This window comes from Buttiauxella sp. BIGb0471 (assembly GCF_024807715.1).
GTDB classification, from domain to species: Bacteria; Pseudomonadota; Gammaproteobacteria; order Enterobacterales; family Enterobacteriaceae; genus Buttiauxella; species Buttiauxella agrestis.
The window spans coordinates 559,363-573,996 of record NZ_JANUEU010000001.1; the positions used below are offsets into that span (position 1 = coordinate 559,363).

At 55.8% G+C, this 14,634-nt stretch carries 18 protein-coding genes; all 18 read left to right on the top strand.

What is annotated here, in order from left to right; translation table 11 throughout:
• Positions 1-8: 8 nt before the first annotated feature.
• The 18 genes from M2371_RS02535 (at position 9) to cobT (ending at position 14,365) form a co-directional block, all read left to right on the top strand.
• Positions 9-641, top strand: coding sequence for a cobalt-precorrin-8 methylmutase (locus M2371_RS02535; protein WP_259266804.1), 633 nt, complete (start codon positions 9-11; stop codon positions 639-641).
• Positions 638-1,774 (top strand): cobalt-precorrin-5B (C(1))-methyltransferase CbiD, encoded by a 1,137-nt coding sequence (gene cbiD, locus M2371_RS02540; protein ID WP_259266805.1) that lies wholly within the window; start codon positions 638-640, stop codon positions 1,772-1,774. Before M2371_RS02535 ends, cbiD begins: the two co-directional genes overlap by 4 nt.
• Entirely contained in the window at positions 1,768-2,370 is a 603-nt protein-coding gene (locus M2371_RS02545; protein WP_259266806.1) for a cobalt-precorrin-7 (C(5))-methyltransferase, read from the top strand. The genes cbiD and M2371_RS02545 overlap by 7 nt, the downstream gene beginning before the upstream one ends.
• Positions 2,360-2,929: a decarboxylating cobalt-precorrin-6B (C(15))-methyltransferase gene (locus M2371_RS02550; RefSeq protein WP_259266807.1), complete on the top strand. Its 570-nt coding sequence runs from the start codon at positions 2,360-2,362 to the stop codon at positions 2,927-2,929. The genes M2371_RS02545 and M2371_RS02550 overlap by 11 nt, the downstream gene beginning before the upstream one ends.
• Complete coding sequence (locus tag M2371_RS02555) at positions 2,922-3,695, top strand: cobalt-precorrin-4 methyltransferase (protein ID WP_259266808.1); 774 nt, start codon at positions 2,922-2,924, stop codon at positions 3,693-3,695. Before M2371_RS02550 ends, M2371_RS02555 begins: the two co-directional genes overlap by 8 nt.
• On the top strand, positions 3,676-4,737 hold the full coding sequence (cbiG, locus tag M2371_RS02560) for a cobalt-precorrin 5A hydrolase (RefSeq protein WP_259266809.1): 1,062 nt from the start codon (positions 3,676-3,678) through the stop codon (positions 4,735-4,737). Before M2371_RS02555 ends, cbiG begins: the two co-directional genes overlap by 20 nt.
• Positions 4,731-5,456: a precorrin-3B C(17)-methyltransferase gene (locus tag M2371_RS02565; protein WP_259266810.1), complete on the top strand. Its 726-nt coding sequence runs from the start codon at positions 4,731-4,733 to the stop codon at positions 5,454-5,456. Before cbiG ends, M2371_RS02565 begins: the two co-directional genes overlap by 7 nt.
• Positions 5,457-5,506: 50 nt before the next feature.
• Positions 5,507-6,295: a cobalt-precorrin-6A reductase gene (locus M2371_RS02570; protein WP_259267255.1), complete on the top strand. Its 789-nt coding sequence runs from the start codon at positions 5,507-5,509 to the stop codon at positions 6,293-6,295.
• Positions 6,295-7,089: a sirohydrochlorin cobaltochelatase gene (locus M2371_RS02575; RefSeq protein ID WP_259266811.1), complete on the top strand. Its 795-nt coding sequence runs from the start codon at positions 6,295-6,297 to the stop codon at positions 7,087-7,089. The genes M2371_RS02570 and M2371_RS02575 overlap by 1 nt, the downstream gene beginning before the upstream one ends.
• Positions 7,086-7,793, top strand: a complete 708-nt coding sequence (locus tag M2371_RS02580; RefSeq protein ID WP_259266812.1) for a cobalt-factor II C(20)-methyltransferase — start codon at positions 7,086-7,088, stop codon at positions 7,791-7,793. Before M2371_RS02575 ends, M2371_RS02580 begins: the two co-directional genes overlap by 4 nt.
• Positions 7,794-7,895: 102 nt before the next feature.
• Positions 7,896-8,627 (top strand): cobalt ECF transporter S component CbiM, encoded by a 732-nt coding sequence (gene cbiM / locus M2371_RS02585; protein ID WP_259266813.1) that lies wholly within the window; start codon positions 7,896-7,898, stop codon positions 8,625-8,627.
• A gap of 1 nt (position 8,628) precedes the next feature.
• A complete protein-coding gene (locus tag M2371_RS02590; protein WP_259266814.1) occupies positions 8,629-8,910 on the top strand; it encodes an energy-coupling factor ABC transporter substrate-binding protein in 282 nt (93 codons plus the stop codon).
• The gene (locus M2371_RS02595) at positions 8,897-9,574 is read left to right on the top strand and encodes an energy-coupling factor ABC transporter transmembrane protein (protein ID WP_259266815.1); all 678 of its coding nucleotides are present in this window, start codon (positions 8,897-8,899) and stop codon (positions 9,572-9,574) included. Before M2371_RS02590 ends, M2371_RS02595 begins: the two co-directional genes overlap by 14 nt.
• 11 nt (positions 9,575-9,585) lie before the next feature.
• Positions 9,586-10,392 carry an ATP-binding cassette domain-containing protein gene (locus tag M2371_RS02600; RefSeq protein WP_259267256.1) on the top strand — a complete coding sequence of 269 codons (807 nt, stop codon included), beginning with the start codon at positions 9,586-9,588 and terminating at the stop codon, positions 10,390-10,392.
• The gene (locus tag M2371_RS02605) at positions 10,392-11,927 is read left to right on the top strand and encodes a cobyric acid synthase (RefSeq protein ID WP_259266816.1); all 1,536 of its coding nucleotides are present in this window, start codon (positions 10,392-10,394) and stop codon (positions 11,925-11,927) included. The genes M2371_RS02600 and M2371_RS02605 overlap by 1 nt, the downstream gene beginning before the upstream one ends.
• Entirely contained in the window at positions 11,924-12,466 is a 543-nt protein-coding gene (cobU, locus tag M2371_RS02610) for a bifunctional adenosylcobinamide kinase/adenosylcobinamide-phosphate guanylyltransferase (RefSeq protein ID WP_259266817.1), read from the top strand. Before M2371_RS02605 ends, cobU begins: the two co-directional genes overlap by 4 nt.
• Complete coding sequence (gene cobS, locus M2371_RS02615; RefSeq protein WP_259267257.1) at positions 12,466-13,209, top strand: adenosylcobinamide-GDP ribazoletransferase; 744 nt, start codon at positions 12,466-12,468, stop codon at positions 13,207-13,209. Before cobU ends, cobS begins: the two co-directional genes overlap by 1 nt.
• Positions 13,210-13,312: 103 nt before the next feature.
• The gene (cobT, locus tag M2371_RS02620) at positions 13,313-14,365 is read left to right on the top strand and encodes a nicotinate-nucleotide--dimethylbenzimidazole phosphoribosyltransferase (RefSeq protein WP_259266818.1); all 1,053 of its coding nucleotides are present in this window, start codon (positions 13,313-13,315) and stop codon (positions 14,363-14,365) included.
• Positions 14,366-14,634: the final 269 nt, after the last annotated feature.

Below are 14,634 nucleotides of genomic sequence, written 5' to 3' on the forward strand. Positions count from 1 at the left end.
GACTCACGATGAATTACCTGCAACAACCACAGCTTATTGAACAACATAGTTTTGAAATCATCAGCGACATTATTGCCGCCGAGCACCCGGACTATCGTTTCAACGACGCTATTCAGGAGGCGATGATCAAGCGCGTTATTCACACCACGGCCGATTTCGAGTGGCTGGATATTCTGTGGTTCTCGCCTGATGTCATTGAACAACTTAGCAAAAGTTTGCAGCGCGGTTGCACGTGGTACACCGACACGACGATGGCGTTGTCCGGAATCAACAAAACGGTATTGGAGCAATTTGGTTGCAGTTATCGCTGCTATATCAGCGACCCGCGCGTCGTGGCGCTTGCCAAAGAGCAGGGCGTGACCCGTTCGATGGCGGCGGTGGATGTCGCCTTGCAGGAAGAAGGTGAAAAGATTTTTGTTTTCGGTAACGCCCCCACTGCGCTGTTTCGCCTGCTGGAAAAAGGGGCGAAACCTGCTGCCGTGATCGGTGTACCGGTCGGGTTTGTCGGTGCTGAAGAATCTAAAGAAGCGCTAGTTGAAAGCGGCCTGCCAGCCATTGCGGCGCGCGGACGCAAAGGGGGCAGCAATGTTGCCGCTGCCATTGTTAACGCATTGCTTTACCGCCTGAGGGAGTCGGCGTGAGCGAGCAGCAATCCGATTGCGTATGGCATAAAGGCAAGGCGTATCGCAAAGGTTACACCACCGGATCGTGTGCTACCGCGGCGGCAAAAGTCGCGGCGTTGATGGTGTTGCGCCAGCACGTTATCGACCAGGTTTCGATCATTACACCTTCTGGTGTCACGCTGCATCTCAATGTCGAAATGCCGATGATTGAAGGCCAGCAGGCAACCGCCGCGATTCGCAAAGACGGTGGCGATGACGTTGACGCCACCCACGGGATGCTGATTTTTGCCCGTGTGCAGCTTAATGACAGCGGGGCTATCGCGCTGCGCGGCGGCACCGGCGTGGGCAAAGTGACGCGCAAAGGTATCGGTTTGCCTATTGGCGACTCGGCGATTAATCGCACGCCACGTCAAACTATCGAAGCGGCGGTACGTGAAGTGATCGGCGCGGAACGGGGCGCGGATATCGAAATCTTTGCCCCGGAAGGTGAAGAGCGGGCAAAGAAAACCTACAACCATCGGCTCGGTATTTTGGGCGGCATTTCGATTATTGGCACCACCGGCATTGTGATGCCGATGTCCGAAGAGAGCTGGAAACGCTCGCTGGCGCTGGAGCTGGAAATGAAACGCGCCGCTGGGCTGGATAAAGTCATCCTGGTGCCGGGCAATCACGGCGAACGCTTCGTGCGCGAGCAACTACAACTCGATAGCGAATGCGTGGTGACGATGAGCAACTTCGTCGGCTACATGATTCAGGAAGCGGTGCGTCTGGAATATCGCCACATCGTGTTGATCGGTCACCCCGGCAAACTGGTGAAAGTCGCCGCCGGAATTTTCCACACCCATAGCCATATTGCCGACGGGCGCATGGAAACCCTGGTCGCGCACCTGGCGTTGATGGGCGCACCGTTTGAATTGCTCACGGCTGTTAGCGATTGCGACACCACCGAAGCCGCACTGGAAATCATCACCGAACAGGGCTGGCAGGGCGTGTTTGAGCGCCTGGCATCTCGCATTTGTGAGCGCGTGGAAGAGATGCTGCGCTTTACGCAATCGCCGCCAAAATGCGACGCCATTATGTTCTCGTTTGATAACCAGGTGTTGGGCAGCAACCGTCCGCTGGTGGAAATAGTGGAGGATCTACGATGCTGACCGTCGTTGGAATTGGTCCAGGCGCTGCGCACATGCTGACGCTTCAGGCGCAAGCCGCTATTAACGACGCGCAAATTCTGGTCGGTGGCGCGCGCCAGCTGGCATTGTTCGCGCACGGCAACGCGCAAACGCGGCTGTTGGATAGCGACCTCGACGGCTTAATCGACTGGTTGCGCGAGCGCATCACTGAACGAGTGGTGGTATTGGCCTCGGGCGACCCGCTGATTTATGGCATCGGCAAACTTTTATCTGCGAATTTCTCACCCGCAGAACTGCACATCATCCCCGGCATTAGCTCGATTCAATATCTGTGCGCCAAAGCGGCGGTAGATATGAATGACTTATGGATAACCAGCAGCCACGGACGTGAGCCTGATTTTAATGCCGTCGCGGCGCACCAAAAAGTGGCAATGGTGACTGACCAAATCATCAATCCCTATGCCATCGCCCAGGCCATGCTGAAGCGTGGCTTCAATCCTGTTTTCATTATTGGCGAGAACTTATCGTCAGCAGATGAACGAATCCACCGCCTGCGAGCCGCTGATGTGGCGCACTCTTATGCGATGAACGTGGTGCTTATTCTCAATGAAAGATGATCTGTTTTTACGCGGCGCACGCGTGCCGATGACCAAAGAAGTGGTGCGCACTCAGGCGCTGGATCGTTTGCAGCTTCAGAATGCTCGACACTTTATCGACATCGGCGCAGGAACGGGCAGCGTTTCGCTTGAGGCTGCAATTCGCTACCCGCAATTACGCGTCACGGCGATCGAACGCAACCCCGACGCGCTGGCCTTAATGGCAGAAAACCGCGAAATTTTTGCCTGCCCGAACGTGGACATTATCAGCGCGTACGCGCCAGTGGAGCTGGATGTCATGGCTGACGCGGTGTTCATCGGCGGCAGCGGAGGGCAACTCACCGAACTTATCGACTGGTCGCTGGCGCATTTGCACCCCGGCGGACGGCTGGTGATGACCTTTATCCTGCTCGAAAATTTAACCTGCGCGCTAACTCACCTTGAGCAGTGTGCGATTGGTGATTTCGACTGCCTGCAACTGCAAGTTTCCACGCTGTCAACGCTTGGCAGCGGCCACTATTTCAAACCGAACAACCCCACTTATCTGATTTCATGCCTGAAGGAACAACGCCATGACTGATTTATTTGATACCCGCAAAGTCTGGTTTGTGGGGGCAGGGCCGGGCGATAAAGAGCTTATCACCCTCAAAGGCTACCGCGTGCTGCAACAGGCACAAGTGGTTATCTACGCCGGATCGCTGATCAACCCTGAGCTGCTCGATTATTGCCAGGCGGGCACCGAATGCCATGACAGCGCCGCGCTCAACCTTGAGCAAATTATCGCGCTGATGGAAAACGGCGTGAAAGCCGGGAAGCTTGTGGTGCGCCTGCAAACGGGCGATCTCTCCCTTTACGGCTCGATTCGTGAACAGGGCGAAATGCTCACGAAGCTCGGGATCGGCTACGTTTCGGTGCCGGGCGTCAGCGCATTTTTAGGCGCTGCCGCGCAACTGGGGGTGGAATATACGGTCCCGGAAGTCTCACAAAGCCTGATTATCACGCGCATCGAAGGCCGCACGCCGATGCCGCCGCTCGAACAGCTTGAATCTTTCGCCCGTCACCAGACTTCTATGGCGATTTTCCTTTCAGTGCAGCGCATTAACCGCGTGGCGGAACGGCTGATTGAAGGCGGTTATCCCGCCGATACGCCAGTCGCAGTCGTTTACAAAGCCACGTGGCCGGACTGCCAGGAATTACGCGGCACCCTGACTGACATCGCCGACAAAGTGCGCGAGGCGGGGATCCGCAAAACCGCGCTGATTATGGTCGGCGCGTTTCTTGGCGAGGAGTATCACTACTCAAAACTCTACGACGCAGGATTCAGCCATGAATACCGCAAAGCCTGAGTCGATTGCCCTATTTTGCCTGACGCCCGGCGGCGTGGCGCTGGCTCAGCGCCTGCAAACGGCGCTGCCGCTCACCTGTTTTACCAGTGAAAAACTGCTGCAACCGGGTTTTATCCCGTTTGGGGAAAGCTTTGCGCAAACGGTAGAACAGGCATTTAGCCAATATTCCGCGCTGGTTTTTATCGCCGCGACGGGGATCGTGGTGCGCGTGATTGCGCCATGGGTAAACGACAAATTACACGACCCGGCGGTGGTGGTGATGGACGAGCGCGGCGAGCACGTCATCAGCTTGCTTTCCGGCCATCTCGGTGGGGCGAACGAACTCACTCGCCAGCTCGCGGGCATTTTAGATGCCGACCCGGTGATCACCACCGCAACCGATGTTAACCAACTGGCGGCACTCGATACGCTGGCGGCAAATCTTGATGCCACTATGAAAGATTTCCGCCTCGCGGTGAAAACCGTTAATCAAATGCTGGTGAGCAAGCAGCGCGTTGGCCTGTGGTGGGATGCCGATTTTGCGAAGACTGCCGCGCTTTACGACACTCGCGGTTTTATCCCGGTCAATAGCCTTGATGCGCTGCCAGAGCTGGATGCGCTGGTGTGCGTCACGCTGCGCGCCGAACTGGCAGAGCTTAATATTCCGCTGTTTAAGCTGGTGCCAAAGCGCGTAGTGGCGGGGATGGGTTGTCGCCGTGATACCCCGCTGCAAATCGTCAGCGAACTGTTAAATCAGCAACTGGCAGACAACCATTTTGACCCACTGGCCTTGAGCGCTATCGGCAGCGTCACCCTTAAACAGGATGAAACCGCGCTGCTGGCACTGGCGGAAAAGCATCAGGTTCCCTTCAAAATTTTTAGCGTTGACCAACTGAGCGAACACGAACAGCGCTTTCCGGTATCGGAATTCGTGCGCGACACCATTGGCGTTGGCAGCGTCTCACAACCGGCTGCGTGGCTGATGAGCGACGGCAAGCTGGTGGGTAGCACCCTGAAACAGCAGGGCGTCACCATAACTTTAGGAGTTTCAGACAGATGTTAACGGTAATCGGTATTGGCCCTGGCAGTGAAGCCATGATGACGCAGGAGGCGATTGCCGCCCTGCAAGAGGCTGAAATTGTCGTCGGCTATAAAACCTATACCCACCTGGTCAAGCCGTTAACGGGTGATAAACAGGTCATCAAAACCGGCATGTGCAAAGAGATTGAACGCTGCCAGACCGCCATCGAACTGGCGCAGGCCGGGCACAAAGTGGCGCTCATTAGCAGCGGCGATGCGGGCATTTACGGCATGGCAGGCCTGGTGCTGGAGCTGGTGACTTCGCAACAACTCGATATCGAAGTGCGGCTGGTGGCGGGCATTACTGCCAGTATTGCCGCCGCTTCACTGCTCGGTGCGCCACTGATGCATGATTTCTGTCATATCAGCCTCAGCGATTTGCTGACGCCATGGCCGGTGATTGAAAAACGCATCATCGCTGCGGCCTCGGCTGATTTTGTTATTTGCTTCTACAACCCGCGCAGTCGTGGCCGCGAAGGCCATCTGGCACGCGCATTCGAATTGATGCGCGAATTTACCAACCCGCATACGCCAGTGGGCGTGGTGAAAGCCGCGGGACGTAAGAAAGAACAGAAATGGCTGACCACTTTTGGTGAGATGGATTTTGAGCCGGTGGATATGACCAGCCTGGTGATTGTCGGCAACAAAACCACCTTTGTGCGCGATGGTCTGATGATCACCCCACGAGGCTACGAGCTGTGAGTGAACTTCTCGCTCCCGTAGGTCGGATAAGCGAAGTGTCATCCGACACGATGTCCTCTGGAGCGGTTCTGGTCTTCGGCGGCACCAGCGATGCGCGGTTTATCTGCCAGATCCTCGATGAACACCGCATTTTGTACACGCTTTCGGTGGCGACGGCGGTGGGGGAAGCCCTGGCAGGAAAGATCGGCGGGCAGATTCGCATCGGGCGTATCGACAGCGCTGAAATCGCCGATTTTCTGGTAAGCCATGCGGTGCGCTGGGTGATTGACGCCTCGCATCCCTACGCGGAATTGCTTAGTCGCAACATTACCCAGGCCTGCGAAATCGCTGGTGTAACGCTCAGCCGGTACCAGCGCCGCAGCGAACTTCATGATCTGGAGCATCCGTTGTTGCACAAAGTGGCGAACCTGCAAGCCGCCTGCACCGTGGCGCAAAAATTTGGCCCACGCGTATTGCTGACCACCGGCAGCAAAGAACTTGCCGCGTATCAGCAAGGTCTGCCGGGTAAAACGCTGCTGGCACGCGTGCTGCCCACAAGCGAAGTGATGGCCGAATGCGAGGCGCTGGGGTTGGGAGTGGACAATATCATCGCGCTACGCGGCCCGTTTAGCGCCGAGTTTAACGCCGCCACCTATGACTTTTGCTCGCCAGATGTGGTGATAACCAAAGAGTCCGGGGCAGAAGGTGGCTATCTCGACAAGGTCAATCCTGCGCTGGTTCGAGGCATTCCTTGCGTAGTGGTGACGCGCCCGCAACCGCTGGTGAGTGGCCCCGAATTACTTGAAAGCCGTGAAGATGTGAGCCGCCGCGTAACGCGCTGGCTGCAAGAGAGAAAATAATGAAAAAAGCCCTGTTAGTGATCAGTTTTGGCACCAGTTACCACGACACCTGTGCCAAAAATATTGTTGCCTGTGAAGAGGAACTTAGCCGCGCGTTTGCCGACCGTGACCGCTTCCGCGCTTTTACCTCTGGCATGATTATTCGCAAGTTGAAAAACCGCGATAACCTGGAAATTGACTCACCGGCTCAGGCGCTACAGCGCCTCGCGGCAATGGGTTATCAGGACGTCGCCGTGCAATCTCTGCATGTGATTAATGGCGACGAGTACGAAAAAATCTCCCGCGAAGTGCAGGCCCACAGTCACTTGTTCCAGCGCCTGGCGTTAGGCACGGCGTTGCTAAGTGATTTCAACGATTACGACCTGTTGCTTAACGCGCTGCAAAGTCAGATGCCTGCGCTTGCAGCGGACGAACGCGTGGTGTTTATGGGCCACGGTGCCAGCCACCATGCGTTTTCTGCCTATGCCTGCCTCGATCATTTAATGGCGGCACGCCAGATTCCCGCGCGCGTGGGTGCAGTGGAAAGCTACCCGGAAATCGATCTTATTGTGCGCGGTTTACAGCAAGAAAACGTGCGCAAAGTCCACCTGATGCCGCTGATGTTAGTCGCAGGCGATCACGCGATTAATGACATGGCGTCAGACGAAGAAGACTCCTGGAAGACTCAGTTGCAGGAAGCGGGTATTGAAGCGCAGCCGTGGTTGCAAGGTCTGGGAGAAAACCCGCAAATTCGGGCGATGTTCGTCAACCATTTGCAGCGTGCGCTGGAAAAAACACAAGAGGTGGCGGCATGAGTGGCCGTTTATACGCCCTCGGTACTGGCCCTGGCGCCAGCGACCTGATCACCGTTCGTGCGGCGCGCATAATTGGAAAACTCGATGTGCTGTATGCCCCGGCAGGGCGCAAAGGCGGCGACAGCCTGGCGCTGTCCATCGTGCGTGAATACCTCAGTGAAACGACCGAAATACGCACCTGTCACTTCCCGATGAGTGCTGATAACGATGAAAAAGCGGTGGTGTGGGATGAAACCGCCGCCGCCCTGGTTCATGAAGTGGAGCAGGGCAAGCAGGTCGGGTTTATCACGCTTGGTGATTCGATGTTATTTAGCACCTGGGTGTTTTTGCTGGCACGCATAGGCAACCCGGAATGGCTGGAAATCGTCCCCGGTGTGACCTCGTTTGCCGCGATTGCTTCGCGTGCGCAGTTGCCATTAGCGATGGAACAACAGTCATTGGCGGTGATGTCCTGCACCGCATCACATCAGGCGTTGAGCGAAGCATTACGCGCCCATGACTGCGTGGTGCTGATGAAAGTGTATGGCCGTTTTGCGCAAATCAAAGCGCTGCTGCAACACCTTGGAATCATCCAGCATGCGGTGTTAATGGCGGAAGCGACACTGCCGGGCGAGCAATGCTGGCGGGATCTGGAAGAGGTGCCGGACGACCAAAAGCTGCCGTATTTTTCGACCATTTTGGTGAATAAGCAGTGGCGTGGATGAAAATTCTGGTGGATGACGCTAACGCTTATCCACCCTACAACACCGAACCCGTAGGTCGGATAAGCGCAAGCGTCATCCGACATGAATATGCAAAGGAACATCATGGAATCGTTACTTAAAAAACTGTCGCTAAGCGGCCTTGGCATGGGGATGCTATTGCTCATCGTGCCGCAAGAAGCGTACGCCATGCACATTATGGAAGGTTTCTTGCCGCCCATGTGGGCGCTGGCCTGGTGGATTTTGTTCCTGCCGTGTCTGTACGTCGGGCTGGTGCGTTTGCGCCAGATTGTGGCCCATGACAGCAACCAGAAGGTGCTGCTGGCACTCTGCGGTGCGTTTATTTTCGTGCTCTCGGCGCTGAAAATCCCCTCGGTCACTGGAAGCTGCTCGCACCCAACAGGCGTTGGCCTTGCGGTGATTTTATTTGGCCCTGGTGTGGTGGCGGTTTTGGGCGCGATTGTGCTGCTGTTCCAGGCATTACTGTTGGCACACGGTGGCCTGACCACGCTTGGCGCAAACGGTATGTCGATGGCGGTGATCGGCCCGGTCGTCGGTTATCTGGTGTGGAAACTGGCATGCAAAGCCGGGTTCCGTCGCGATGTGAGCGTCTTCTTGTGCGCGATGATTGCTGACTTAACCACCTACTTTGTGACCTCCATTCAGCTTGGTGTAGCATTCCCCGACCCGCACTTTGGCATTACCGGTTCCTCAACGAAATTCATGGGCATCTTCTGCCTGACGCAAATCCCGATTGCCATTGCCGAAGGTTTGCTCACGGTCATGATTTACGACCAGTTGACCAAACGACAACTGCTTCCAGCCCGGAGCCAATAACATGAAAAAGACCCTGATTTTGCTCGCCCTGGTGGTGGGATTAATGATTGCGCCGTTCTTTATCTCTCATGGCGGCGAATACGGTGGCTCTGACGACCAGGCTGAAGGCCAGATTTTAGTCGTCGCACCGCACTACAAACCGTGGTTCCAGCCGCTGTATGAACCGGCCAGTAGCGAAATAGAAAGCCTGCTGTTTACTCTGCAAGGTTCAATCGGTACGGCGGTGATTTTCTACATTCTGGGTTATTACCGGGGCCGCCGCGAAGACCATGCTGGGGATTGATAAACTCAGCTATCAAAGCCGCTGGTGCCGCGTCTCGCCGTTGCGTAAATTTGCGCTGTATCTGCTGATGATGGTGCTGGCGTTTGCGCTCCCGCCGGTCGGCCAGGCGGTTTTACTGCTGGTGATTGCGATTTTCACCTGTTGGCTGCTGCGCGTCGGGCCAGTGCGATATTTGCGTTGGCTCGCGGTGCCTCTGGGCTTTTTGCTGTTCGGTGTGGTGACGATTATTTTCAGCGCTTCACATCATGCGCAGGCGCTTTTATGGAGCGTGCCGCTTGGCACCTTGCATATCGGCATTGATACGCAAGGAATTGGGGTCGCAAACCAGACGTTCTGGCGCAGCCTTGCCGCGCTCGCCGCCACTTACTGGCTGGTGTTGAATCTGCCGTTTCCGCAATTGATCATCCTGCTGCAACGCTTACGGGTTCCGCGCCTGCTCACTGAGCAAATCCTGCTCACCTGGCGTTTTATTTTTATCCTGTTAGACGAAGCGCAGGCCATTCACCGTGCTCAGTCTTTGCGTTTCGGTTATCGTACCTTGCCCGGCGGATACCGATCGCTTGCCATGTTAATCAGCATGCTGTTTTCACGCGTGCTGCTGCGCTACCAGCAAATGGTCACGACGCTGGATGTCAAACTTTACCAGGGTGATTTCCACCTGTGAGAACCGCACCGATGCTCGCAACCCATAATTTATCTTTTCACTATCAAGATGAACCCGTTCTGCACGATCTGACTTTCGACTTTGGCGCGTTCGCGGTGACGGGGATTGTTGGCGAAAACGGCTGCGGTAAATCCACCTTGTTTATGAACCTCAATGGCGTTTTGCGCCCGCAGCAGGGGGCGGTGTTGTGGCAGGGCAAACCTTTAAATTACAGTAAAGCCGGGCTAATCGAGCATCGCCAGCGCGTCACTACCGTGTTTCAGGACCCGGAACAGCAAATCTTTTATACCGATATCGATAGCGATATCGCGTTTAGCCTGCGCAATCTTGGCGTCGATGAAAGTGAAATTTCCCGTCGCGTAGAGCGTGCCATTCAGCTGGTCGACGCGCAGTCTTTTCGCCACAAACCGATTCAATATTTAAGCCACGGGCAGAAGAAACGCGTGGCGATTGCCGGGGCGCTGGTGATGGAAGCTGACTACTTACTGCTCGACGAACCGACCGCCGGGCTGGACCCAAGCGGTCGCCAGCAGATGATCGAGATCATCGCCCGAATCGCCGCGCAGGGAAAGCATGTAGTCATCTCAAGCCATGACATCGACTTGATTTATGAAGTCTGCGGCGGCGTGTACGTGATGAACGGCGGTAAAATCATCGCCCAGGGTGAGCCAGGCGAAGTGTTTAGCCAGGCTGAAATGTTACGCAAAGCCGGTTTAGTCCAGCCGTGGCTGGTCAAATTACACAGCGAACTTGGCTTCCCGCTGTGCAAGACAGAAACTCAATTATTCAACGCCTTGCGCGTTGCAAAGGAAGCATGATGAGCCTCGCAATCATGGTGCAGGGCACCGCCTCGGACGTGGGCAAAAGTATGCTGGTGGCCGGTTTTTGCCGCATTTTCGCTCAGGATGGCCATCGTACGGCACCGTTTAAATCGCAAAATATGGCGCTCAATTCGGGCATCACACCCGATGGCAAAGAGATGGGCAGGGCGCAGATATTCCAGGCCGAAGCGGCAGGTATTGCCCCCGATGTGCGCATGAATCCGGTGTTGCTCAAGCCGACCAGCGATTGCAAAGCGCAGGTGGTGTTGATGGGCAAAGTCGCCACTAACATGGACGCCGTGACCTATCACAACTACAAACCGCAGCTCAAATCGCAAATCCGCGAAGTCTATCAAAGCCTGGCGGCAGAACACGACGTGTTGGTGCTTGAAGGGGCGGGCAGCCCGGCGGAAATCAATTTACGCGACCGCGATATCGTCAACATGGGTATGGCGGAACTGGCGGAATGCCCGGTGATTCTGGTGGCAGATATTGACCGTGGCGGCGTGTTTGCGGCGATTTACGGCACCATCGCGCTGCTGCTGGAACATGAAAAGTGGCGCGTCAAAGGTGTGATTATCAATAAATTTCGCGGCGATGTGGCGTTGCTCTATTCCGGCATTGAACAGATTGAAGCGCTAACTGGCGTGCCGGTTTTAGGCGTGATGCCGTGGCTGAATGTCGATCTCGAAGATGAAGATAGTGTAGTGCTGGAACGCGGCAAATATGACGCGGTGACGGAAAAAGACCTGGATATCGCGGTGCTGCAACTGCCGTATATGTCGAACTTCACTGACTTTAACGCGTTGGCTGCACAGCCGGATGTGCGCCTGCGTTATGTAGCCAGGCCAGATGAACTACTAAACAGCGATCTGGTGATTGTACCGGGCAGCAAAAACACGCTCGGCGATCTGCGCTGGCTGCGTGAAAACGGCCTCGAACAGGCCCTGCTCTCGCATCACCACAACAACGGCGCGGTGCTGGGGATTTGCGGCGGTTATCAGATGCTCGGGCAACACATTTACGACGCCGTGGAATCCGGGCTTGGCGAGATGGCAGGCATCGGGCTGCTCGATGTCGTCACGCGTTTTGCCAGTGAAAAAACCACCACCCGCGTTGCCGGGCAGGTTCAGGCCGATTTACCGGGCGTGTTTGCTGCCAGCGCAGGTTTGACACTGCAGGGCTACGAAATCCATATGGGCGAAACACAGCGCGGCGAAAATACCGCACCCTTTGCCACCTTCACGGAGTGCAATACTCAGCCTTATCATAATCTTGATGGCGCAATCAGCGACGATGGACGCGTGCTGGGCACGTATCTGCATGGCGTGTTTGATAGCGGCGAGTTTACCCGCAGCCTGCTCGACAGCCTGCGTCTGCGCAAAGGGCTGAATGCCTGGCAAGGTGATGTCTTCGATTACCAACAGCATAAAGAAACCCAGTTTAATATTCTGGCCGATGCCATGCGTGAACATATTGATATCGAAAAGATTTACCAGATTATGCGCGAGCATCAGGAGCAAGCTGTATGAAACTCGTTACCGGCGGTGCACGCAGCGGAAAAAGCCGCCACGCGGAACAACTGGCGGCAAATTTTGCGCGTGTGCTGTACATCGCCACCTCGAAAATCTTCGACAGTGAAATGGAACAACGCATCCAGCATCATCGCGACAGCCGCCCGGCGCACTGGCGCACCGTTGAACAATATCGTGATTTAAACCTCGTGATTAACGAGCATAACTCGGCGCATGAAGCCGTGCTGCTGGAGTGCATCACCACGCTGATTACCAACGTGATGTATGACGCGGCGGGCGCAACACCCGAGGACGACTGGGATTTTGAAACGATGGAGCAGGTGGTGAATCAGCAGATCGACATTTTGCTCGCCGCCTGCGAAGCCAGCCCGGCAGAAGTGATTCTGGTGACGAACGAAGTCGGGATGGGGATTGTGCCGGAAAACCGCCTGGCGCGGCATTTCCGTGATATTGCCGGGCGCGTAAATCAACGTCTGGCGCAACGTGCCGATGAAGTCTGGCTGGTCGTTTCAGGGATTGGAGTGAAAATTAAATGATAGTTCGCCTGTTTTTCGCCACTTTGCAGTTTATGAGCCGCATTCCGGTGCGTGCGCGTTGGGCCGATGGCATCGAAACTCACCAATATGTGCGCGGCATTGTGACGTTCCCCTTTGTCGGTCTGCTGCTTGGTGCAATTGCTGGCGTGGTGTTTACGCTGTTGCAACCGTGGGCGGGTTTACCTTTGGCCGCAATGGGTTACGTGCTGGCTCTCGCATTATTGACCGGTGGTTTCCATCTTGATGGCCTGGCTGATACTTGCGATGGAATTTTCTCGGCGCGTACTCGAGACCGCATGCTGGAAATCATGCGCGATAGCCGTCTTGGCACTCATGGCGGGCTGGCGCTGATCTTTGTGATTGTGACCAAAGTACTGGTGGTCAGCGAGCTGGCCCTACGCGATGGCAACATGCTGGCGGTGTTAGCGGCGGCTTCCGTTGCCGGGCGCAGTGCCTGTGTGCTGCTGATGTACAACCACAAGTATGCGCGTGAAAAAGGACTGGGCAATCTGTTTATCGGCAAAGTGACGGGCACACAGGCGCTGCTGACGCTGGTTGGCGGTGCGGTGTTGTGCACGGTTCTGTTGCCGACTTCCGGGCTGCTGGCGCTGGCTATCACAATACTAGCGATGTATGGCCTCGGCCTGATGTTGAAGCGCACGCTTGGCGGGCAAACCGGCGACACGCTGGGGGCCGCGATTGAATTAGGCGAGCTGGTGTTTTTGTTGGCACTGCTGCGTTGATTTGCCGGATGACGCTGCGCTTTTCCGACCTACGAAATGAGCTTTGGTAGGGTGGATAAGCGCAGCGTCATCCACCATTTTGTAAGGCTCTAAAGAGAATAAAATGCAAACACTAAACTCCCTTTTGGCAATGATTTCCCCGCTTGATAGCGATGCAATGGCTCGTGCACAACAGCACATTGATGGCCTGTTAAAGCCTTTCGGTAGCCTTGGGCGACTGGAGGTATTAGCAGTGCAACTGGCAGGAATGCCAGGCATGAAAAACGGCCTGAACACAAAACGCAAATCAATCTTCGTGATGTGCGCCGACCACGGCGTATATGCTGAAGGCGTGGCGATTTCCCCGCAAATTGTGACCGCTATTCAGGCGATGAACATGACTCGCCATAACACAGGCGTATGCGTTTTAGGCGCGACCGTGGGGGCGGATATTCATGTGGTCGATGTCGGTATCGACAGCGATGCTCTGCCTGGCGTGCTGGATATGAAAGTGGCACGCGGCAGCGGCAACATCGCCCAAGGCCCGGCGATGAGTCGTGAGCAAGCCGAAGACTTGCTGCTGGCAACCATGCAATTGACCATGGCTAAGGCCGCAGAAGGCGTCACGCTGTTTGGCGTAGGCGAACTGGGTATGGCGAACACCACACCTGCGGCGGCGATGGTCAGCGTGTTAACCGATAGCTCGCCCGATGATGTCGTAGGCATGGGCGCGAATTTCCCGAGTGACAAACTGCACCACAAAATCGCTGTGGTACGCCAGGCGATTGAAACAAATCAGCCAGATGCCGCAGACGGTATTGATGTGCTGGCGAAAGTGGGTGGTTTTGATCTCGTTGGCATGACGGGCGTGATGCTGGGTGCGGCGGCGGCGGGGCTGCCTGTTGTTCTCGATGGTTTCCTCTCGTATGCCTCAGCACTCGCGGCATGCCAGATTGCACCGGGCGTGCGTGAATATCTGATTCCTTCGCATTTATCGGCGGAGAAAGGTGCGGTGATTGCGATGAGCAAGTTAGGGCTGGAGCCGTATTTGCAGATGGGCATGCGTCTGGGCGAGGGCAGCGGTGCCGCGCTGGCGATGCATTTAGTGGATGCGGCGTGCGCGATGCATAACGAGATGGGGTCGCTGGCAGACAGCAATATTGTGTTGCCGGGGTGAGTTCAAATTGATCGGGCTATTTTATTTGCTATTTTGAACCCGGGCAGTGCTCAAAATCCTCACGTACTACGTGTACGCTCCGGTTTTTCCGCGCTGTCCGAGTCCAAACTAGCTGCAACAATTACGCCCTGAGATCGGCGTTTGTCGATCACAACCTCTCGCCGTTCCTGGCGGCTCGACCCGGCCTTCCGGTCAAAACGGAGGCAATTTAATCACCGGCGCCAGGATTGCCAAGGAGAGGGCGTTCTCTCCTTGGCACGTTCACCGTT

Excerpts from the sequence above, each read along its gene's own strand:
- M2371_RS02535 (WP_259266804.1), top strand. The coding sequence starts at position 9 with ATGAATTACCTGCAACAACCACAGCTTATTGAACAACATAGTTTTGAA.
- M2371_RS02545 (WP_259266806.1), top strand. The coding sequence starts at position 1,768 with ATGCTGACCGTCGTTGGAATTGGTCCAGGCGCTGCGCACATGCTGACG.
- M2371_RS02550 (WP_259266807.1), top strand. The coding sequence starts at position 2,360 with ATGAAAGATGATCTGTTTTTACGCGGCGCACGCGTGCCGATGACCAAA.
- M2371_RS02555 (WP_259266808.1), top strand. The coding sequence starts at position 2,922 with ATGACTGATTTATTTGATACCCGCAAAGTCTGGTTTGTGGGGGCAGGG.
- cbiG (WP_259266809.1), top strand. The coding sequence starts at position 3,676 with ATGAATACCGCAAAGCCTGAGTCGATTGCCCTATTTTGCCTGACGCCC.
- M2371_RS02565 (WP_259266810.1), top strand. The coding sequence starts at position 4,731 with ATGTTAACGGTAATCGGTATTGGCCCTGGCAGTGAAGCCATGATGACG.
- M2371_RS02570 (WP_259267255.1), top strand. The coding sequence starts at position 5,507 with ATGTCCTCTGGAGCGGTTCTGGTCTTCGGCGGCACCAGCGATGCGCGG.
- M2371_RS02575 (WP_259266811.1), top strand. The coding sequence starts at position 6,295 with ATGAAAAAAGCCCTGTTAGTGATCAGTTTTGGCACCAGTTACCACGAC.
- M2371_RS02580 (WP_259266812.1), top strand. The coding sequence starts at position 7,086 with ATGAGTGGCCGTTTATACGCCCTCGGTACTGGCCCTGGCGCCAGCGAC.
- cbiM (WP_259266813.1), top strand. The coding sequence starts at position 7,896 with ATGGAATCGTTACTTAAAAAACTGTCGCTAAGCGGCCTTGGCATGGGG.
- M2371_RS02590 (WP_259266814.1), top strand. The coding sequence starts at position 8,629 with ATGAAAAAGACCCTGATTTTGCTCGCCCTGGTGGTGGGATTAATGATT.
- M2371_RS02595 (WP_259266815.1), top strand. The coding sequence starts at position 8,897 with ATGCTGGGGATTGATAAACTCAGCTATCAAAGCCGCTGGTGCCGCGTC.
- M2371_RS02600 (WP_259267256.1), top strand. The coding sequence starts at position 9,586 with ATGCTCGCAACCCATAATTTATCTTTTCACTATCAAGATGAACCCGTT.
- M2371_RS02605 (WP_259266816.1), top strand. The coding sequence starts at position 10,392 with ATGAGCCTCGCAATCATGGTGCAGGGCACCGCCTCGGACGTGGGCAAA.
- cobU (WP_259266817.1), top strand. The coding sequence starts at position 11,924 with ATGAAACTCGTTACCGGCGGTGCACGCAGCGGAAAAAGCCGCCACGCG.
- cobT (WP_259266818.1), top strand. The coding sequence starts at position 13,313 with ATGCAAACACTAAACTCCCTTTTGGCAATGATTTCCCCGCTTGATAGC.